General features: G+C 68.4%; 19 protein-coding genes. 8 read left to right on the top strand and 11 right to left on the bottom strand.

Translation table 11 applies throughout. The annotated features are described in order from the left end of the window. Nucleotides 1-61: 61 nt before the first annotated feature. The 3 genes from IRT45_RS16975 (at nucleotide 62) to IRT45_RS16965 (ending at nucleotide 3,275) form a co-directional block, all read left to right on the top strand. Nucleotides 62-1,441, top strand: a complete 1,380-nt coding sequence (locus IRT45_RS16975) for a PhoH family protein (protein WP_194806822.1) — start codon at nucleotides 62-64, stop codon at nucleotides 1,439-1,441. Nucleotides 1,442-1,697: 256 nt separating this feature from the next. After that, nucleotides 1,698-2,297 (top strand): LGFP repeat-containing protein, encoded by a 600-nt coding sequence (locus IRT45_RS16970; RefSeq protein WP_194806821.1) that lies wholly within the window; start codon nucleotides 1,698-1,700, stop codon nucleotides 2,295-2,297. A 120-nt stretch (nucleotides 2,298-2,417) separates the two neighbouring features. Further along, nucleotides 2,418-3,275: an acyl-ACP desaturase gene (locus tag IRT45_RS16965; RefSeq protein WP_309241011.1), complete on the top strand. Its 858-nt coding sequence runs from the start codon at nucleotides 2,418-2,420 to the stop codon at nucleotides 3,273-3,275. A gap of 37 nt (nucleotides 3,276-3,312) precedes the next feature. On the opposite strand, the gene IRT45_RS16960 is transcribed toward IRT45_RS16965, so the two are convergent. Together IRT45_RS16960 and IRT45_RS16955 are read right to left on the bottom strand one after the other, a co-directional pair. Further along, on the bottom strand, nucleotides 3,313-3,756 hold the full coding sequence (locus tag IRT45_RS16960; RefSeq protein ID WP_036505026.1) for a limonene-1,2-epoxide hydrolase family protein: 444 nt from the start codon (nucleotides 3,754-3,756) through the stop codon (nucleotides 3,313-3,315). An 80-nt stretch (nucleotides 3,757-3,836) separates the two neighbouring features. Further along, nucleotides 3,837-4,550 carry a TetR/AcrR family transcriptional regulator gene (locus IRT45_RS16955; RefSeq protein ID WP_194806820.1) on the bottom strand — a complete coding sequence of 238 codons (714 nt, stop codon included), beginning with the start codon at nucleotides 4,548-4,550 and terminating at the stop codon, nucleotides 3,837-3,839. Nucleotides 4,551-4,646: 96 nt separating this feature from the next. Here IRT45_RS16955 and IRT45_RS16950 point away from each other — a divergent pair, with 96 nt between their 5' ends. After that, complete coding sequence (locus IRT45_RS16950) at nucleotides 4,647-5,831, top strand: FAD-dependent monooxygenase (RefSeq protein WP_194806819.1); 1,185 nt, start codon at nucleotides 4,647-4,649, stop codon at nucleotides 5,829-5,831. A 67-nt stretch (nucleotides 5,832-5,898) separates the two neighbouring features. On the opposite strand, the gene IRT45_RS16945 is transcribed toward IRT45_RS16950, so the two are convergent. Together IRT45_RS16945 and IRT45_RS36950 are read right to left on the bottom strand one after the other, a co-directional pair. Then, nucleotides 5,899-7,305: a class II fumarate hydratase gene (locus tag IRT45_RS16945; RefSeq protein ID WP_194806818.1), complete on the bottom strand. Its 1,407-nt coding sequence runs from the start codon at nucleotides 7,303-7,305 to the stop codon at nucleotides 5,899-5,901. Nucleotides 7,306-7,447: 142 nt separating this feature from the next. Beyond that, the gene (locus tag IRT45_RS36950; RefSeq protein WP_309241010.1) at nucleotides 7,448-8,185 is read right to left on the bottom strand and encodes an IPT/TIG domain-containing protein; all 738 of its coding nucleotides are present in this window, start codon (nucleotides 8,183-8,185) and stop codon (nucleotides 7,448-7,450) included. Nucleotides 8,186-8,606: 421 nt separating this feature from the next. On the opposite strand from IRT45_RS36950, the gene IRT45_RS16935 reads away from it, so the two are divergent. Next, complete coding sequence (locus IRT45_RS16935; protein WP_194806817.1) at nucleotides 8,607-9,593, top strand: hypothetical protein; 987 nt, start codon at nucleotides 8,607-8,609, stop codon at nucleotides 9,591-9,593. A gap of 185 nt (nucleotides 9,594-9,778) precedes the next feature. Here the strand turns inward: IRT45_RS16935 and glpX are convergent, their stop codons facing one another. Further along, nucleotides 9,779-10,825, bottom strand: coding sequence for a class II fructose-bisphosphatase (gene glpX, locus IRT45_RS16930; protein ID WP_194806816.1), 1,047 nt, complete (start codon nucleotides 10,823-10,825; stop codon nucleotides 9,779-9,781). 184 nt (nucleotides 10,826-11,009) lie between these two features. Between glpX and IRT45_RS16925 the strand changes: the two genes are divergently transcribed. After that, nucleotides 11,010-11,573: a DUF4245 domain-containing protein gene (locus tag IRT45_RS16925; protein WP_309241009.1), complete on the top strand. Its 564-nt coding sequence runs from the start codon at nucleotides 11,010-11,012 to the stop codon at nucleotides 11,571-11,573. A gap of 38 nt (nucleotides 11,574-11,611) precedes the next feature. Here the strand turns inward: IRT45_RS16925 and IRT45_RS16920 are convergent, their stop codons facing one another. The 4 genes from IRT45_RS16920 to IRT45_RS16905 all read right to left on the bottom strand — a co-directional run bounded on the left by IRT45_RS16920 (nucleotide 11,612) and on the right by IRT45_RS16905 (nucleotide 14,296). Further along, entirely contained in the window at nucleotides 11,612-11,956 is a 345-nt protein-coding gene (locus tag IRT45_RS16920; protein ID WP_194806815.1) for a VOC family protein, read from the bottom strand. Nucleotides 11,957-11,958: 2 nt separating this feature from the next. Then, nucleotides 11,959-12,186 carry an exodeoxyribonuclease VII small subunit gene (locus tag IRT45_RS16915; protein WP_194806814.1) on the bottom strand — a complete coding sequence of 76 codons (228 nt, stop codon included), beginning with the start codon at nucleotides 12,184-12,186 and terminating at the stop codon, nucleotides 11,959-11,961. Beyond that, nucleotides 12,183-13,430 carry an exodeoxyribonuclease VII large subunit gene (gene xseA / locus IRT45_RS16910; protein ID WP_228534498.1) on the bottom strand — a complete coding sequence of 416 codons (1,248 nt, stop codon included), beginning with the start codon at nucleotides 13,428-13,430 and terminating at the stop codon, nucleotides 12,183-12,185. The genes IRT45_RS16915 and xseA overlap by 4 nt, the downstream gene beginning before the upstream one ends. Before the next feature lie 116 nt (nucleotides 13,431-13,546). After that, a complete protein-coding gene (locus IRT45_RS16905; RefSeq protein WP_194806812.1) occupies nucleotides 13,547-14,296 on the bottom strand; it encodes a lipid droplet-associated protein in 750 nt (249 codons plus the stop codon). Between the two features lie 139 nt (nucleotides 14,297-14,435). Between IRT45_RS16905 and IRT45_RS16900 the strand changes: the two genes are divergently transcribed. Next, nucleotides 14,436-15,443 carry a 4-hydroxy-3-methylbut-2-enyl diphosphate reductase gene (locus tag IRT45_RS16900; protein ID WP_039780577.1) on the top strand — a complete coding sequence of 336 codons (1,008 nt, stop codon included), beginning with the start codon at nucleotides 14,436-14,438 and terminating at the stop codon, nucleotides 15,441-15,443. 159 nt (nucleotides 15,444-15,602) lie between these two features. Here IRT45_RS16900 and IRT45_RS16895 read toward each other — a convergent pair whose 3' ends face one another. Together IRT45_RS16895 and IRT45_RS16890 are read right to left on the bottom strand one after the other, a co-directional pair. Further along, complete coding sequence (locus IRT45_RS16895; protein ID WP_194806811.1) at nucleotides 15,603-16,481, bottom strand: DUF6542 domain-containing protein; 879 nt, start codon at nucleotides 16,479-16,481, stop codon at nucleotides 15,603-15,605. Between the two features lie 58 nt (nucleotides 16,482-16,539). Then, nucleotides 16,540-17,676 carry a DNA recombination protein RmuC gene (locus IRT45_RS16890; RefSeq protein WP_194806810.1) on the bottom strand — a complete coding sequence of 379 codons (1,137 nt, stop codon included), beginning with the start codon at nucleotides 17,674-17,676 and terminating at the stop codon, nucleotides 16,540-16,542. 170 nt (nucleotides 17,677-17,846) lie between these two features. Here IRT45_RS16890 and IRT45_RS16885 point away from each other — a divergent pair, with 170 nt between their 5' ends. Continuing rightward, nucleotides 17,847-19,019 (top strand): exonuclease SbcCD subunit D, encoded by a 1,173-nt coding sequence (locus IRT45_RS16885; protein WP_194806809.1) that lies wholly within the window; start codon nucleotides 17,847-17,849, stop codon nucleotides 19,017-19,019. The last annotated feature ends 7 nt before the right edge of the window (nucleotides 19,020-19,026 follow it).

The raw sequence follows: 19,026 nt of genomic DNA, 5'->3' as shown, positions 1-19,026 counted from the left end.
GGCGGACCGGCCCAGCGAGAACGTCCGTGCGGGTATGGCACGGACAACAAAGGAGCCCACCGTGACTGATGCACGCTCCGTCATCGCTCCCTCGAAAGCCCGCTCCGACAAGAGCGGAGGCTCCGGAAAGGGAGCCGGCACCTCGCCCCGCAAATCCTTCGTGATCGACACCTCCGTGTTGTTGTCCGACCCCTGGGCCATGACGCGTTTCGGTGAACATCACGTGGTGTTACCGCTGGTGGTCATCAGCGAACTGGAGGCCAAACGGCACCATCACGAACTCGGCTGGTTCGCCCGCGAAGCCCTGCGCAATCTCGACGACCTGCGTTTGGAATTCGGCCGGTTGGACCTGCGGGTCCCGATCGGGACCGAGGGCGGCACGCTGCAGGTGGAGTTGAATCACACCGACCCGGAGGTGCTTCCGGTCGGGTTCCGCACCGACACCAACGATTCCCGCATCCTCGCCTGCGCGCTCAACCTCGCCGCCGACGGGCAGCGAGTAGTGCTGGTGTCCAAGGACATTCCGCTGCGGGTGAAGGCGGGCGCGGTGGGCCTGCCCGCCGAGGAATACCACGCCCAGGACGTGGTGATCTCCGGCTGGACCGGGATGGCCGAACTCGAGGTCGGCGCCGACTGCGTCGACCGGCTCTACGCCGAGTCGGTCATCGATCTGGACGAGGCCCGGGACCTGCCCTGCCACACCGGGATTCGGCTGCTCGGCGCCAACGGTAGCGCGCTGGCGCGGGTGACCGCGGACAAGCGGGTCCAGCTGGTGCGCGGCGATCGGGAGGCCTTCGGTCTGCACGGCCGTTCGGCCGAACAGCGCATCGCCCTCGATCTGCTGCTGGACGAGAGTGTGGGCATCGTCTCGCTGGGAGGTAAGGCCGGTACCGGCAAGTCGGCGCTGGCGCTCACCGCGGGCCTGGAAGCGGTGCTGGAACGGCGTTCTCAGCGCAAGGTGGTGGTCTTCCGGCCGCTGTACGCGGTGGGCGGCCAGGAGCTGGGTTATCTGCCGGGCAGTGAGAGCGAGAAGATGGGCCCGTGGGCCCAGGCGGTCTTCGACACCCTCGACGGCCTGGCGAGCCCGGAGGTGATGGAGGAGGTGCTCTCCCGCGGCATGCTGGAGGTCTTGCCGCTCACCCACATTCGCGGCCGGTCGCTGCACGATTCGTTCGTGATCGTGGACGAGGCGCAGTCGCTGGAACGCAATGTGCTGCTCACGGTGCTCAGCCGGTTGGGCAGCGGGTCGCGGGTGGTGCTCACCCACGACGTCGCTCAGCGCGACAACCTGCGGGTCGGCCGCCACGACGGTGTCGCGGCGGTGATCGAAAAGCTCAAGGGCCACCCGCTTTTCGCCCACGTCACCCTGACCCGCAGCGAGCGCTCGCCGATCGCGGCGCTGGTCACCGAGATGCTGGAGGAGTACGGGCCGAACGCCTGAGGCGGCCGGCCGAGCGAAACCCCGAGGCGGTAGCGGACATGTTCCGCTACCGCCTCGGCGGCAAAAGGTGTGTCCCAGCAAACATTCGGAATATGGTTCAGCTCACAAAGCGGCGGGTATATTTCCGCAAGAACCCTGCTCGACGTGGTCGTCGGCGTTTCAGATAGGTTCGCCGGACTATTGCCGAGCGCTGGCCTGTTGGTGGGTGGTGCCGCCGCCGCGGCGCTGCCGGCCCGCACCTTCCGAGAGGATGAACATGCACCACTTCGCTCGACGTTCCGCCGCCGTCGTGATGGCCTTCGCCGGGACGGCGCTGCTGTTCACCGCCGCCTGCAGCAACGACGACAACGACAGCAACAGCTCGGGCACCACCACCCACGCCGGCATGACCGAGACCACCGGTGCGATGGCCACGCAAACCACCGGCACGATGGCTCCGGGAACCACCTCGCCGGGCGAGACGTCGCCGGGCAATCCCGCGGCCTCGGAAACCAAGATCGCGACCCAGAACGGCCAGGAGATCGCGGTTTCCGGCCACATCCTCACCAAGTACACCGACATGGGCGGTGTGCAGAGCCCGCTCGGTGAGCCCACCGGCGCATCGGTGCAGGGCCCCAACGGCGGTTCCTGTCAGGAGTTCGCCGGCGGTGCGATCTGCTGGAGCGAGCAGACCGACGCCCACGTGGTGTGGGGTGACATCCGCACGGCGTGGGAGAACAACGGCGGCGTGAACGGCAAACTCGGCTATCCGACCAGCGACGAGAAGGACAACCCGACCGGTAAGGAGAGCGACTTCACCGGCGGCACGATCACCTGGAATTCCGCCGACCGGCAGACCACGGTGACCACCAAGTAGACGACGTGCGCGGCGCGGCAGCGAGACATCCGCACGGTCTCGCGGGCCGCGCCGCTGTGTATCGCACGGCGTCCGCGCGTAATTCCCCCGCTTGGCCCGAACAGTCGGTACCTTGTCGTGGTGCAAACTCAGTTGACCGATCGTGAGCTGCTGGAATCGCTCGCGGATGCGGTGGAAGACAATCTCCGGCGCCACACCGAACTGGCGGAGGTCTGGCAGCCGCACGAGTACGTGCCCTTCAGTGACGGACGCAATTTCGGCTTCCTCGGCGGCGTCGACTGGGATCCGGAACAGGCCGCCCTGGGGGAGGTTGCCACGGTTGCACTCACCGTGAGCGTGCTGATCGCCGACAATTTGCCGTCGTACCATCGCGAGCTCGGCAAGCACCTGCGTACGGGTCCGTGGTGGCGCTGGGTCGGCCGGTGGACGGCCGAGGAGAACCGCCACGAGATCCTCATCCGCAACTACCTGATGGTGACGCGGGCGGTGGATCCGGTGGAACTCGAGCGCGCGCGGATGGAGCATATGACCACCGGTTTCCGCCGGCCGTCGCTGCACCTGCTCGACGTGCTGGCGCTGTGTGCCTTCGAGGAGTCCGCCTCCGCGGTGCGGCATCGCAATATCGCCGCGCTGCAGGAGAATTCGATGGTGACTGCCATCGCGGACCGGATCGCGCTCGACGACGAGTTGCAATCGGCGTTCTTCGGCAATCTGGTCGCCGCGGCACTCGAGCTGGCGCCGGATCAGACCATGCGCGCGATCGCTGATCGGATCGCCGAGTTCCGGGTTCCCGAACTCGCCCTGCGCGACGGCCGCAACAGCACCGAGGTTCTGGCCGAGGCCGGTATCTACGAACCCAAGCGCGCCGGAGAGCTGGTCTTCACACCCCTGCTGGAACGTTGGAACATCTTCTCGCGCACCGACTTCGGCACCGCCGGTGAGGCGGCCCGGGCGGAGATCGGCCACCTGCGCGGCTGAGGTCGCGACGGTCGTGGTGTGCCGGTGCCCACCACGATCAGCGCCGGCGGACCAGGTTCCAGATCCCCGCCGCGGTGCCGCGCAGGAAGTTCTCCCAGCTGAAGTGGTCGTGCCACAGGGTGATGCGGCCGTCGACGAGTTCGAACGTGCCGCAGACCCAGAATCCGATTTCCAGCGGGCCCATGCGCAGATAGTCGGTGCGTTCGGTCAGGACCGTCTCGCCCTCGACCGCGGGGGCGCCATCGGTTTCCGCGGCGATGTGGTGCATGTCGGCGCGGAACCCGAACGCGTCGCGACTCAGCCCGCGCAGTACCGCGCCGACGCGGTGGATGCCGCGGATATCGGGCAGCGACGTGTTCTTCCAGACGATGTCGGGATCCAGCAGATCCAGCGCCTCGTTCACCGCGCTCATTTCCATCGCGGCGAAGAACTCGCGCACCGTGGTCACGGCGTTCTGTTGTAGCTCCGGTAATTCGGCCATAGTCCGACTGTAGGCGTGCGGGGGCCCGGACGGGGGATGATCGCCGTCGTTTCGGCTCGTCGTCGGGTGTTCGACGCGTTTCAGTCCCGTCGCCGGGCGATCAGGGCGGCCACACCGTCGAGAATGCGCTCGATGCCGTAGCTCAGGGCCGCGTTGCGACCGTCCGCGGACGTGTCGGCGAAGGCCGCCACGACCTCGGGATAGCGGTCGGCGTGGGCGGCCAGGACCTCGCCGACCTGGCGGGCTATTTCACTCTCGGCCTGTTCGGGGCCTCTTCCGGTCGTCTGCTGGACGAGGCTGCGGAGGTGGCCGTTCACCAGCACCACCGTGTCGAGGCGCTCGGAGCCACGGAGGCCGGTGCCGGCCAGCGGCGCCAGTAGGGCCTCCATCCAGCCCAATTCGTTCGGGCCCATCGGCCGCGGGCCGACGGTGAGATCGACCGCCCACGGATGGGCTCGGTACCGTTCGTACAACGTGTACGCCCACTGCCGCAGCGCCTCGCGCCACGGTTCGGGATCCGAGTCGGCGACCGTGACCTGCGGCGGCTGCCCCATCCCGTAGTCCAGCATCAAGGCCGTGAGCTCGGCTTTTCCCGGGACGTAGCGATACAGCGCCATCTTGGCGCAACCCAGCCGCTCGGCCAGTCGCTGCATCGATACGGCGGCCATCCCGTCGGCATCGGCCAGGGCGATGGCCTCGGTGACGATGCGTTCCAGCGACAGCGACGGCTTGGGGCCGCGCCGGGGGCGCTGCGAATTCCCCCACAGCAGTTCATGGGCAGTCGGTCCGGTCATGACGCCATCCTCTCCGAATTCCGGCTTGACGGAAAACTGCGTCCAGCATACGCTAATTAGCGTCCGACAGACACAGTTACTGATCGAGGGGTCATCATGCGGAATACGACAGTTCTCATCTCCGGTGCGAGCATCGCCGGCCCGGCGCTGGCCTACTGGCTGCAGCGCTACGGCTTCGCCGTCACCGTCGTCGAGCGGGCGCCCGAATTGCGGGCCGGCGGCCAAGCCGTCGACTTCAAGGGCGCGACCCACCGCACGGTGCTCGAGCGGATGGGCGTGTGGGAGGAGATCCACCGCCGCCGGACCGGCAAGACCGATATGATCCTCACCGACGCCGAGGGCGGCGAATTGGCCGTCATATCAGGCGATTTCACCGGCGGCGATGTCGAGATCCTGCGCGGCGACCTGGCCGAGATCTTCTACGAGCGCACCGTGCACGGCTGTGAATACCTGTTCGGCGACTCCGTCACCGCGCTGCGTGAGACCGCCGCCGGCGTCGAGGTCGAATTCGAGAACGCCCCCGCGCGAACCTTCGACCTGGTGGTCGGCTGCGACGGCATCCACTCCCGGGTGCGGGCGCTGGCCTTCGGCCCCGAGGCGGACTACGTCAAACATCTGGGCTACTACTACTGCACCGCGGGTGCGGCCGGATGGGGACACGACCCGAACGGGCCGCGGCAGCGCAACCGGTCCGAGGCCTACAACGAACCCGGACGGCTCGCGGTCCGCGGCGGGAACAAGGCCGCGCACATGTACATGTTCGCCGCGCAACCGCTCACCTACGACCGGCACGACGAGGCGGCGCAGCGCCGCGTCCTGGCCGAGGCCTTCGCCGGTGCCCGTGGGCCGGTGCCCGCCATGATGGCCGAACTGTCACAACTGGACTCGTTCTACCTGGATTCGCTGGGCCAGGTGGGCATGAAGAAGGGCTACACCAAGGGCCGGGTCGCGCTGGTCGGTGACTCCGCCTACGGAAATACGCTGGGCGGCTTCGGAACCGGGCTGGCAGTGGTCGGCGCCTACGTGCTGGCGGGTGAGCTGGCGCTGGCCGACGGCGACCACACGGCCGCCTTCGCCCGCTACAACGAACTGATGAAGCGCTACGCCAAGATCGCGGGCAACAGCAACGCGGGCCGCTTCCTCGCACCGCGCACCGCCCGGGGTATCCGGATGCGCAACTGGTTCCTCGGCTCGCGAATGTTCGACCTGATGCTGAAATACAGCGACAATGCCGCCAACGACATCGATCTGCGCGACTATCCGGCGCTGGTGGCGGCCTGAACCGCCGGTCCGGACCCGGCCTCCCCGCGCGAGCGAGCCGCGGCGGCCGGATCCGGAGATCGTGCGATCAGTCCCGGTCCTCGACCTTGGCCATCGACAGCACGTCCAACCGGCGATCCAGCTCTTCCTCCGACAGCTTCTCGCCGATCAAACCGCGGTCGACGACCGTCTCCCGGATCGTCTTGTTCTCGCGCAGAGCCTGTTTCGCCACGGCGGCCGCTTCCTCGTAGCCGATGGACGAGTTCAGCGGGGTGACGATCGACGGCGAGGATTCCGCGAGCCGGCGCAGCCGTTCGGTATCGGCGGTGAGGCCGGCGACGCACTTGTCGGCGAAGAGGCGAGACACGTTGGCCAGCAATCGAATCGACTCGAGGACATTGCGGGCCATCATCGGAATGTAGACGTTCAGTTCGAAGGCGCCGTTGCCGCCGCCCCACGCCACCGCGGCATCGTTACCGATCACCTGGGCGGCGACCTGCGTCACCGCTTCCGGCAGAACGGGATTCACCTTGCCGGGCATGATCGAGGAGCCCGGCTGCAGATCCGGCAGCTGGATCTCCGCGAGTCCGGTGAGCGGTCCGGAACCCATCCAGCGAATATCGTTGGCGATCTTGGTGAGACTGATGGCGATGGTCCGCAGCGAACCGGAGATCTCGACCAGACCGTCGCGCGCGGCCTGGGCCTCGAAATGGTTGCGGGCCTCGACCAGTTCGTCCAGACCGGTCGTCTTGCGCAGTTCCGCAACAACTTTCGCGCCGAAGCCGGCGGGCGCGTTGAGTCCGGTGCCGACCGCGGTGCCGCCGATGGGCAGCTCACCCAGTCGCGGCAGCGCGGCGACCAGACGTTCCGTACCGGCCTCCACCTGCCGGGTGTAGCCGCTGAACTCCTGACCGAGGGTCACCGGGACGGCGTCCATCAGGTGGGTGCGTCCGGACTTCACCACCGTCCTCCACTCGGTGGCCTTGTCCAGCAGCCGCAGTCGCAGATGATCCAGCGCGGGCAGCAGCTCCTTCACCACAGCCTCCGTGGCCGCCAGATGCGTCGCGGTGGGGAAGGTGTCGTTGGACGACTGGGACATGTTCACGTCGTCGTTCGGGTGCACGGTGATGCCCCGGGCGGCGGCCAGGCTCGCGATCACCTCGTTGGCGTTCATATTCGAGCTCGTGCCGGAGCCGGTCTGGAAGACATCGATCGGGAACTGGTCGTCGTGGCGGCCCTCGGCGATCTCGCTCGCGGCGGCGATGATCGCCTCGGCCTTCACACCGTCGAGCAGCCCCAGATCCCGGTTCACCGCCGCACACGCGGCCTTGAGCAGGCCGAGGGCGCGGATCTGAGCGCGTTCGAGGCCGCGGCCGCTGATCGGGAAGTTCTCCACCGCCCGCTGCGTCTGCGCTCGCCACAGCGCGTTCACCGGAACGCGGACCTCGCCCATGGTGTCGTATTCGATGCGGTACTGCGTCTGGTCGTCGCTCATAACTCGACACTAAGCCGGTTGAACGACGCAGTGGGCTGCCACGCCTGAGGCTTTTCGCACAGGAATCGGCGGAATACCGGTGGTTCGGCCGGACCGCGGGCGCGGCAGCACGCACTGTGGTCGGACGGAGGTAGCTCTGCCGTCAGACGAAGGTGTAGGCGAGGCCGTTGCTGGTTCCGCCCGAGCCGGTGACCGTTATCTGCACCGTGCCCGCCGCATGGGCCGGGGCGACGGCGGTGATCTGGGTGCTGGAGTTCACGGTGAACGTCGTGGCGGTCGTGCCGAACCGGACGGTCAGCGGCCCGGTGAAATCGGTGCCGGTGATCGTCACATTGTTGCCACCCGCGGCCGGCCCGGAGGCGGGGGAGACGGAGGTGAGGCTCGGGACGACGACGTAGACGTAGGTCACCGAGTTGCTGGTGCCGCCGGGACCGGTAACCGTCACCGACACGATCCCGGTGCCGGCGGGGGCGACGGCGGTGATCTGGGTGTCGGAATCGACGGTGAACGAGGTCGCCGGAGTGGTACCGAAATTCACCGCGGTGACGCCCGTCAGGCCCGACCCGGTGAGCGTGACCGTCGTCCCGCCCGCGGTCGACCCCTGATTGGGGCTGATGCCGCTCAACGCCGGCACCGCGAGGTAGGTGTAGGTCACGCCGTTGCTGGTGCCGGCCGAGGTGGTGACGGTGACCTGCACGGCGCCGACCGAGCCGGCGGGGGCGATCGCCGTGATCTGTGTCGGTGAATCGAGAGTGAAAGTCGTTGCGGTCGTACCGAATCGGACGGTGGTAGGTCCGGTGAAGCCGGTCCCGGTGATCGTGACGCTGGTTCCTCCGGTCGTAGGCCCGGACGTCGGCGAGAGTGAGGTGATGGTAGGCACGGTATTCGCTTCCTGACTGCTGTGATGGGCAGCGCGGACAGCTGCCCGAATTGCTCTGTGTTTCCGCTACTTCAATTAATGTCCGTGAAACACGTCGTGGGACGGTCTGCTCGGTTCGTTTTCGTCCGTTATCGGACTCGTCATCCTGCTCCAAGATCAGCAAGCACTGTGTGCCGCAGTACTTTTCGGGCATCGAGTGCGGCCCTGCTACGAGTGGTCGATCGATCTGGGGTATCCGTGGAGGATGTACAAAACGGACAAAAACGGATAGGAGATCCGTTGCTGCCCAACGATGTCAGGGGGCTTAATGGCGCTGTACCGGCATTCGGCCGGTTGCCGTACGCGTCGGCGGCCCGGCGGGAGTTGCGGTTGTACGACGAGCCGCCGCGGGGGCGGTGGTTTCAGGGGTAAGGGGGTTTCCTTGGCGACCGTTCTGAAGATGTTGCTGGCGCAGCAGCATCTGACCAGCCACGCGGACTTCCTGGCCGCGTACGACACCTGCGCCGCGCGCCTCGATCCACCCGTCCCGCCCGGCTACGGCCCGGCGAAGACCCAGTACTACCAGTGGCTTTCGGGCAAGATGGTCGGGCTTCCCCGTGACTATCACTGCCGGGTGCTGGCCGAGATGTTCCCCGGCTGGACGGTCGAAAACCTGTTTCGGACACCGGATGCCACGCCGCACGGCGCCGGAGCGAACGACACGGGGCCGGTGATCGACGTCGAACTCGAGGCATTCCTCGGCACCGAGATGTTCACCGGCGGAACAACTCTCGTCTACCCGACCCTCGAACTACCACTGCGATCCGTGCAAGCGCACCGGGCGGCCGATATTCCCGAATTGTGCGCCCTGGAGGGACAACTCCGTGCCTTTGCCGCCGATCATCGCTCGGATGTGCTGGCGGCACTGCCGGAGAGGGAGGTTCGCGGACTGCTGTACGTGTTGCCCATGCTCGCGCGACGGACCGGTCTCTCGACCGATGTCCGGAGCGATCGGGAGGTCGTCGCGAACGACGACCAGCCCTACATCAGTTTCGGGATGACCGGAAACGCTTGCACGCGTCGATATCTCGACACCGTCGACCGTCCGCTGTTCACCCTCGACGACAGTGCCGCCGGGTCGGAGCAACTGACGTTGACCGACGGAAGCCGATTCGGCCCGAGCGGAGGACACAGCATCGGCATCATCGCGCGAGCGCGGCCGAGCCCGGCGCTGCACCCCAGCCGATACCGGATCTTCTGCGCGGGCCTGGGACCGCGCGGTACCACCGGCGCGAGCTGGTATCTCGCCAACTCGTGGGGTCCGCTGCAGCGCCGCGCGGGTGACCGCGAGTTCGTCGCCGTCATCGATGTCGATGACGGCGACGACGGGAGTGCCCACCTCGGGTATCTGATGATCGAATCGGAATAGTGAGGCCAAAGCCCCGCCGCCGCGTTCCCTCCCTGGAGCGCCTATCGAAGCGGTTACCCATCAACGGGTTTCGGCCCGCCTCGATTTTGCAGCGACGGAGGGAGGGAGCGCAGCGACCGACCGGAGGAGTGAAAAATCGAGGCCCAAGGGGCCGAAACCCCGCCGCAGCGAAGCGGAGGCCAATGTTACGGCAGCGGCGGAATCGCGTCCTCGTCGCCGACGAAGTCGACCGAGGCGTATTCGTGCAGCTTGGTGAGGCGGTGGTAGGCGTCGATGATGCGCACGGTGCCGGACTTGGAGCGCATCACGATCGACTGGGTCGAGGCGCCGCCGCTGTAGTAGCGCACACCGCGCAGCAGGTCGCCGTCGGTGACGCCGGTGGCGGAGAAGAAGACGTTCTCGCCCGAGACCAGGTCCTCGGTGTTCAGGATGCGGTCGAGGTCGTGACCGGCGTCGAGCGCCTTCTGCTTCTCGGCGTCGTCGGTGGGGGCCAGTTTGCCCTGCAGCGCACCGCCCATACAGCGCAGCGCGGCCGCGGCGATGATGCCCTCGGGGGTGCCGCCGATGCCGACCAGCATGTCGGTGCCCGATTCGGGACGGGCGCAGGCGATCGCGCCGGCGACGTCGCCGTCGGAGATCAGGCGGATGCGCGCGCCCGCGTCGCGAACCTCCTGGATGTGGCGGGCGTGGCGGGGCCGGTCCAGTACGCAGACGGTGAGGTCGGAGACCGTCGAGTTCTTCGCCTTGGCCACCCGGCGCAGGTTCTCGGCGATGGGGGCGGACAGATCGATGACGTCGGCCGCCTCCGGGCCGACCGCGATCTTCTCCATGTAGAACACCGCCGAGGGATCGAACATGGCGCCGCGTTCGGCGACCGCCAGCACCGAGATGGCGCCCGGGGAGCCCTTCGACATCAGCGTGGTGCCGTCGATCGGGTCGACGGCGAAGTCGACCTCGGGACCGGTCCCGTCGCCCACGGCCTCGCCGTTGTAGAGCATCGGGGCTTCGTCCTTCTCGCCCTCGCCGATCACCACGGTGCCGCGCATGGAGACGGTGGCCACCAGTTGGCGCATCGCGTCGACGGCCGCCCCGTCGCCGCCCTCCTTGTCGCCACGGCCGACCCAGCGGCCCGCGGCCATCGCACCGGCCTCGGTCACCCGGACCAACTCCAGTGCGAGGTTGCGGTCCGGGGCCTCGCGGCGGCGACTGGTTGCGGGTGTGGGTGCCGTCATGACGGTGCCTCCTCGAGTTGTGTATTGCTGCGTGAATTGTCGCAGAACGGTCGGATCCGCCATTCAGGTACTGCTGTTCCACTTCGCGGGACGAGCGTCCGCGCCGGTGGGGACGGCTGTGATGTCGGCCTCCCGGCCCGAGGGCGAGGCTCGGCGGGTTCGGCGGCGCGTGGATACTTGGGTCGTGTCGCAGAAACCACGCATCCTCAACGACTACCGGGATCTGATCTGGTCGCTGATCCCGCTGGTACTGATCTGCGTGGTGCTGGCCGCGGTGGCCAGCCAGTGCAGCTTCTCCGCGCACGGACCCACGCCCGGTCAGGTGCCGAACTTCGACGTCCAGTCGGCCCTGCACGACGATGCCAAGGCGCTGCCGTTCCCCATTCGCGACCCCGCCGTGCCGGCGGACTGGAAGGCCAATTCCGGTAGCCGCGACACCGTCACCGGCTCCGGCGGCGGCACCGTCAGCACGGTCGGTTTCATCACCTCCAACGGCACCTATCTGCAGCTGAGTCAGAGCAATGCGAGCGAGAGCGCGCTGGCCGCCCACGTCGTCGACACCCGCAGCCCGTCGGGGTCCCGGATGGTGGGCAATCAGAAATGGACCGTCTACCACGTGCAGGGCAGTGAGTCGGCGTGGATCTCGGACTTCGGGCAGAGCCGCGTGCTGCTCAAGGGCGCGGCCGGCGAGGCGGCTTATCTGACGCTCGCGCAGGCCGTGGACGCCGCGGCCCCGCTGCAGCCCTGAGCCCTGCTACAACCCTGCTACAAACCGGAACGCCGCGCTCAGCGATGGTTCACGACGTTGACCACCGTGCCGTCCGGGTCGCGGACGAAGAACCGCCGCACACCCCACGGCTCGTCCCGCAGCGCGTAGACCACCTCGGCCCCGGCCGCGACCATCGCCTCGTGCGCGGCGTCCACATCGGCGACCTCGACGCTGATATCCGGCTGCGGGTCGTCGGCGTCGGCGCCGATCAGCAGGATCTGCGCGGTCGGATTGCTCGGGGAGGCCAGCCCGACCGCCCAGCCGAGATCCATCACCTCGTCGAGGCCCAGCGCCCGATAGAAGGCGCGGGCCCGGTCCATATCGGCGACCCGCAGGTCCGGGACGACGCGACGGATATCCATGCTCAGTCCTGGTCTCCGCCGCGCCGCGACAGTGCGTCCTCGACCCGCCGGCGGGCTCCGGCGAGATGTTCCTCGCACCGGTTGGCCAGCGCCTCGCCGCGTTCCCACAGGGCGAGCGAATCGTCGAGGTCCATTCCGCCCTGTTCGAGCATCTTCACGACGTTGACCAGTTCGTCGCGGGCGCGTTCGTAGCCGAAGGTCGCGATTTCGGTGACGTCGCTCTCGCTCATGACGATTCCTCCTGTTCGGATGCCGGTGCCGGCCGGTCCGTAACCCGCTGGGCCGGTGTGGGATTCGCGAGGGCCTGACTGCCCAGGGCCGCGGCGCTGATCGCGCCGTCGGCGACCCGGATCCGCAATTGCGTGCCCGGCGGGGAGTCGGCGACGGTGCGGACGACGTGGCGCTCCGTACCGGTAACCCGTTGCACGACAGCGTATCCGCGCGCCAGGGTGGCGGCCGGGCCCACCGCGGTGAGTTTGTCGCGCAGATGCCGCGCGGTGGTGGCCTGGCTGGTGAGGCAGTGTTCGACGGCGCGGTGGGCCGCCGTGCGCAGCCGCTCGATCTCGTCGTGGCGCTGGTCCAGAATCCGCAGCGGATCGGCCAGTACCGGGCGCGAGCGCAGCTGCTGCAGGGCACGCGCCTCGCGATCGACCCAGCCGCGCAATGCCGCGGCCGAGCGGGCGCGGAGTTCCCGGACGCCGGCGAGTTCGGCGGCGGCGTCGGGAACGAGGCGTTTGGCCGCGTCGGTCGGGGTGGCCGCGCGCAGGTCCGCGACGTAGTCCGAGAGCGGATTGTCCGGCTCGTGCCCGATCGCGCTGACGATCGGAGTGGTCGCGGAAACGATGGCGCGGCACAGGGTTTCGTCGGAGAACGGCAGCAGATCCTCGACACTGCCACCGCCGCGCGCCAGCACGATCACCTCGACCTCCGGGTGATCGTTCAACTCGGCCAGCGCGTCGAGGATCTGCGGCACCGCGGTCGGCCCCTGCACGGCGGTATTGCGGATTTCGAAACGGACCGCGGGCCACCGCTGCTGGGCCACGGTCACCACGTCGTGTTCGGCGGCGCTGGCGCGACCGGTGATCAAGCCGATCACCTTGGGCAGGAACGGCATCGGCCGCTTCAGCCGCGGATCGAACAACCCCTCCGCGGCCAGCAGCGCCTTCAAACGTTCGATGCGGGCCAGCAGCTCCCCGATACCGACCGGACGAATCTCGGTGACGCGCAACGAGATCGTGCCCCGGCCGGTGAAGTACGACAGTTTGCCGTAGACCACTACCCGGCTGCCCTCCTGCAGCGGGACGGCCGAGGCGCGCAGCAGTTGCGGATCGCAGGTGATCGACAGCGACATGTCGGCGGCGGTATCGCGCAGCACCAGGAACGCGGTGCGGGTGCCGGGGCGCAGATTGATCTGGGTGATCTGGCCCTCCACCCAGACGCTGCCGAGCCGGTCGATCCACTGCGCGACCTTCATCGCGATGGTGCGCACCGGCCACGGCTGTTCGGCCGAGTTGGCGGGGCGGGCAGCAGAACGCGCCGGTTCCCCGGAGGCTCGTGCCCCGGCGGCCGGCGCGTCGGCGTGTGAGTCGGTCACTTGGCCTGCACGGTGGCGATCCGGTTCGTCAGCATGGTCACGAACGGCGCCCGGTCCAGGGTCTGCTGCTCGTAGGCCAGCAGTTCGGCCAACTCCTCGACGCTGAGCATGCGCAGCCGGGCCCGCAGCTGAGCCAGCGTCATGTTCACGTAGTCGTACCGGCCGGCGACCTCGGGTTCGACCACTCCGCGCGGTTCCGCCGGCGCGGAGGCGGCGGTGTCGGCGTTCCCGGCTCCGGTGGTGTCGGTGTCCTCGCCGGTCGCCTCGGTGACGCTCTGCGCCGTGTCCGATTCCGCCCTGTCCGAGTCGGCCGTGTCCGATTCCGCAGTGTGAGATGCGGCATAGCCGTTCGTCGCCGAGGGAGTGACCGACGCCGTGGGCTCCGGGACGCCCGCGGCCGGGTCGGATTCGGCGAACAGATCGAAGCGGCTGAGCCGCGCGGCGAGATCGCGGTCGCCCCGCGCGCCGAAATCGCCGCTGCCGAACGGTTGCTCGTCGTCGAGGTCCTCGTCGAAGGTGGCCCATTCCGGCTGCTCCACCGGGCGATTGGCCAGCCGGTCGAAGACCTCGTCACCCTTGAGGGCGAGGCTGGTCACGAACTGCTGCAGATGCATCGAGGTCTGCAGCAACTGGCTGATCGCGGTGATCGGCAGATGGATTGCCACAGTGGGTAACCGGCGAGTTTCCTCGAGGGCGTAGACGGCGGCCCCAGCGGCGACCCGGGCCAGGTAGGGAGGTCGGAACATGTCCCTAGCCTGCCCGAAACGGCCGGTGATGCAAAGAACAGAGTTCACGTGTTCCATTGTCGCGCGTCCCGCCACACCGCCGTACCCGCGGTTCGCGGGCGGGACTTTCCCCGTCGGCCGGCGCACGTAAGCTGTGGACATGTCCTCGGCTATCCCCCTGAATGTCGGAATCGCCCGGTCGGCCGATGCGGCCGGTGCCGGCGCGGGCAAGCGGGTGCTGCTCGCCGAACCACGCGGCTACTGCGCGGGTGTGGACCGGGCGGTGGAAACCGTGGAGCGCACCCTCGAGAAGCACGGTGCGCCGATCTACGTGCGCAAGGAGATCGTGCACAACCGCCACGTGGTCGAGACCCTGCGCGAGCGCGGCGTGGTCTTCGTCGACGAAACCGACGAGGTGCCCGAGGGCGCGGTGGTGGTCTTCTCCGCGCACGGCGTGTCGCCGGCGGTGCACGAATCCGCGGCCGCCCGCAATCTGCACACCATCGACGCGACCTGCCCGCTGGTGACGAAGGTGCACCAGGAGGCCAAGCGCTTCGCCCGCGACGACTTCGACATCCTGCTCATCGGCCACGAGGGCCACGAGGAGGTCGAGGGCACCGCCGGTGAGGCGCCCGACCACGTTCAGCTGGTCGACGGCCCCGAGGCGGTCGACGGCGTCGAGGTGCGCGACGAGAACAAGGTGATCTGGCTGTCGCAGACCACGCTCTCGGTGGACGAGACGATGGAGACGGTGCAGCGGCTGCGCACGCGCTTCCCGAACCTGCAGGACCCGCCCAGCGACGACATCTGCTACGCCACCCAGAACCGTCAGGTCGCGGTGAAGGCGATGGCGCCCGAATGCGATCTGGTGATCGTGGTCGGCTCCCGCAACTCCTCCAACTCCAAGCGGCTGGTGGAGGTCGCCCTGAACGCGGGCGCCCGCGCCTCCTATCTGGTCGATTTCGCCCGCGAGGTCGACCCGGCCTGGTTCGAGGGCGTCACCACCGTCGGTGTCACCTCCGGCGCCTCGGTCCCGGAGATCCTGGTGCGCGGCGTGCTCGACCTCCTCGCCGAACACGGCTACGGCGAGGTCCAGCCCGTCACCACCGCGAACGAGACCCTGGTCTTCGCCCTCCCGCGCGAACTGCGCACCACCGGCCGCCGCTGAGTCTCCGTCGCAGCATCTTCACGTCTCCGCGCGATCGCGGAAACGCTCGAGGCGCAACCGTAACGGCTCGCCGGGGCGAGACGATGAGTGGGCGTGGGGATTTCGGGGATGACCGCTGCGGGCGCAGCCGTAACCGGTTCGGCGCCCGCGACATTCGGCTCAGCGGTCGCGGTAGCGCACGTTCGGCCGCGGATGCGGGGGCACATCGCTCGCCGGCTGGGGCCGGCCGCGGCGGGGCTGCGGTTCGGCGACTCGGGTGCGTTCCGCGGTCCGGGTGCGCTCACCGGTACGGGGGTAGGACGCGGCCGCGGCGACACGCGGCGGGCGTTCGGCCACCTTGCCGCCCGTGCGGCGCGCCGCACGGGCGGGTTCCGGTTCCGCGGCCCGCTTGGCCGTCCCGGATCCGCGAGCAGCCGAATCGCCACGCTTGGGCGCCTTGGCGGTTTTGGCGGCCTCCGCACCCCGCTTCTGACCGCGGGAGCTACGCCACAGGGTCTCGCTGCCGGTGGCTTCACTTCGGGCGCGACGCGCACGGCCGGCGGCCGAACGCGGATTCCAGCTGTCGCTACCGCGTTCCCGGGTGGGACGCGCGGTGGTGTCGGCGTTGCGGTACAGCCATACCCGCAGGGCGCCGACGCCCAGCACCAGGACCGTCGCCAGCGCCATGGTCGGGAATCTGTTCACCAGCGGAATCGCCAGGTTCAGCAGAATGTCCTTCACCGAGGTCGAGCTGTGCCCGGTGAGCTGCTGATAGGCCAGGGGGACGGCGATGAACAGCAGTAGCGGCGGGGTCACCATGGTGGTGAACAGGCCGCGATAGCGCACCACGCATGCCGCGATCACACATCCGATGATGTAGAACGCGGCGAACACATGGGTCAGCTCCTTGCCGCTGTTTCCGGAGTCGATGAAAAATCCGATGAAAGTGCACGCCACCGCGATCAACACCGCGGCGCCGGCGGGGATGCCGGGCACCGACGGGACGATCGAGAGGTGCGAGGCGGGTACATCGGATCGCTCGCGTTGGGTAGCTGCCACGTAAAGCACACTATCTGCCGCGGCCGGAACGTGTGTCGAGGCCGGGCTGCTGCCGGAGTTACTCGTTGGTGTCCGAGAAGCCTACCGCGCGCGGCCACGACTGGACGGGAGCAATTGCCGGTACGGCGCGATCGCCGATGTCGAGATCGTGCAGCCGGCGCGCGGTGACCATCACGCGCGACTCGATCGAGGCCACGGTGTGGTTGAAAGCGTCGACGGCCTTACCGAGTTGGGTGCCGAGCTTGTCGAGATGGCTGCCCGTGGTGGACAACCGGGTATAGAGCTCCCGGCCCAGTTGCTGAACAGTTGCCATATCTCGCGAAAGCGCCTCCTGTCGCCAGCCGAACGCGACGGTGCGCAGTAATGCGATCAAGGTGGTCGGTGTAGCGAGGATCACGTTGCGGCCGAACGCGTATTCGAGGAGCCCGGCATCGGCGGTCAGCGCGGCGTCGAGGAACGGATCGCCCGGGATGAACAGGACCACGAATTCCGGGCTGGGATCGAATGCCTCCCAGTACGCCTTGCCGGCAAGTTGGTCGACATGCGCGCGCAGGTGTTTGGCGTGCCGGGCCAGATGGTCGGTGCGCCGGCGCGGATCCGTCTCCCCGGTGGCGTCCAGATAGGCCGTCAGCGGCACCTTGGCGTCGACCACCAATTGGCGGTCACCGGCCAGCCGTACCACCAGATCCGGCCGGATCAGGCCGTCGCGGCCGTTCGCGGTGACCTGCGTGTCGAAGTCGCAGTGTTTGGCCATGCCCGCCAGTTCGACGACCCGCTCGAGTTGTATTTCCCCCCAGCGCCCGCGCACCTGCGGCGCCCGCAGAGCCGACACCAGCTCACCGGTCTGCGTGGACAACTGCTGGGAGATCCGCTGCATCCCCGCGACCTGTTCGCGCAGCCCGGAGTAGGCGTTGATGCGGTGGTGCTCGACCTGCTGGATGTGCTGGTTCAAACTGCCCAGGGCCTCGCGCAGTGGTTCGACCAGGGTGCCGATGGCCTGCGAGTTGTGCCGTGCCGCATCCGCACTCGCGGCGCCGAGCGATTGCCGCAACAGCTGTTCGTTGTCCCGCAGCGCCGCGAGGCGAGCTTCGGCCGTGGCCGCTCGCTGTCCCGCCCGGGCGGCATGCCCCAGCCACCCGAGGCCGGCCCCCGCGCAGAACACCAACAACAACGCGAACAGCATCGATGCGGTCATGGCCCCGATAGTGCCCCATCCCACCGACAGCGTTCAATTGCCTCCGCTTCGCTCCGGCGGGTTCTCGGCCCGCCGAGAACATTCCGGTATCCCGTCGACCGAAGCGCAGCTCGGCGTCACGCGGGGCGGGTGCGTGTACTTGTCGGTGAGATGGCTTAGCCTCTTCCCACATGCGGATGCTGCATACCTCGGACTGGCACATCGGGCGCACCTTTCACGGTGTCGACCTGCTGGCCGATCAGGCGCGTGCGCTGGAGGCCGTGGCGGAGCTGGTGGCCGCGGAGCAGGTCGACGTGGTCGTGGTATCGGGTGACGTCTACGACCGGTCGATTCCGAGCGCGGACGCGATAGCGGTGTGCAACAAGGGTTTCGAGGCGATCCGCGCCGCGGGGGCGACGATCGTCGCGACCTCGGGCAATCACGATTCACCCACTCGGCTGGGCGCCCTCGGCAGCTTCGCCGCGGCGGGCGGACTGCATCTGCGGACGTCGGTGGCGGAGGTGGACCGGCCGGTCGTGCTCACCGACGAGCACGGACCCGTCGCCTGCTACGGCATCCCGTATCTGGAGCCCGAGATCACCCGCGCGGAACTGGATGTGCCGCAGGCACGTTCGCATGCCGAGATCCTGGACGCCGCGCTGGCGCGTATCCGGGCGGACCGGCAACGCCGCGGTGATCCGCGCACCGTGGTGCTGGCACACGCCTTCGTGGTCGGTGCCGAGGCGACCGGTTCGGAACGTTCGATCGCGGTGGGCGGGGTGGAGACCGTTGCGCTGAGCGCCTTCGAGGGCATCGATTACGTGGCGCTGGGCCATCTGCATTCGCCGCAGACGTTGTCGGAGTCGGTGCGATATTCCGGCTCGCCGCTGCCGTATTCGTTCGCGGAGCGGTCGCATCGCAAGGCGGTGTGGATCATCGATCTGGACGCCGCCGGGCTGGTGTCGGTGCGGCGCCACGATCTGCCGGTGGTGCGTGGCCTGCGTCAGCTGACCGGCGTGCTGGACGATCTGCTGTCCGCGGCCGAATATGCCGACGCCGAGGACGATTACGTCTCCGCGGTGCTCACCGACCACGCCCGCCCCGTCGATGCGCTGCGCCGGCTGCGCGAGCGGTTCCCGCACGCGGTGCACGTGGAATGGTCTCGCCCGGAGGGTAATGCGCAGCTGCGCTACCGCGAACGGGTCCATGGCCGCCGTGACAGCGAGATCGCGCACAGCTTCCTCAGCGATGTGCGCGGTGAACCGACCGCGGGGGAGATGGCGCTGATCGAGCAGGCGCTGTCCGCGGCCCGACGCGAACCCGCCGCCGAAGTGGTGGCGGCCTCGGCGGAGTTGTCGGCATGACCGATGC

The sequence above is a fragment of the Nocardia sp. BSTN01 genome, from assembly GCF_015354405.1.
Taxonomy (GTDB): Bacteria; Actinomycetota; Actinomycetes; order Mycobacteriales; family Mycobacteriaceae; genus Nocardia.
Note: the sequence above shows the minus strand (reverse complement) of the source record. Positions and strands in the feature narration are given on the sequence as shown.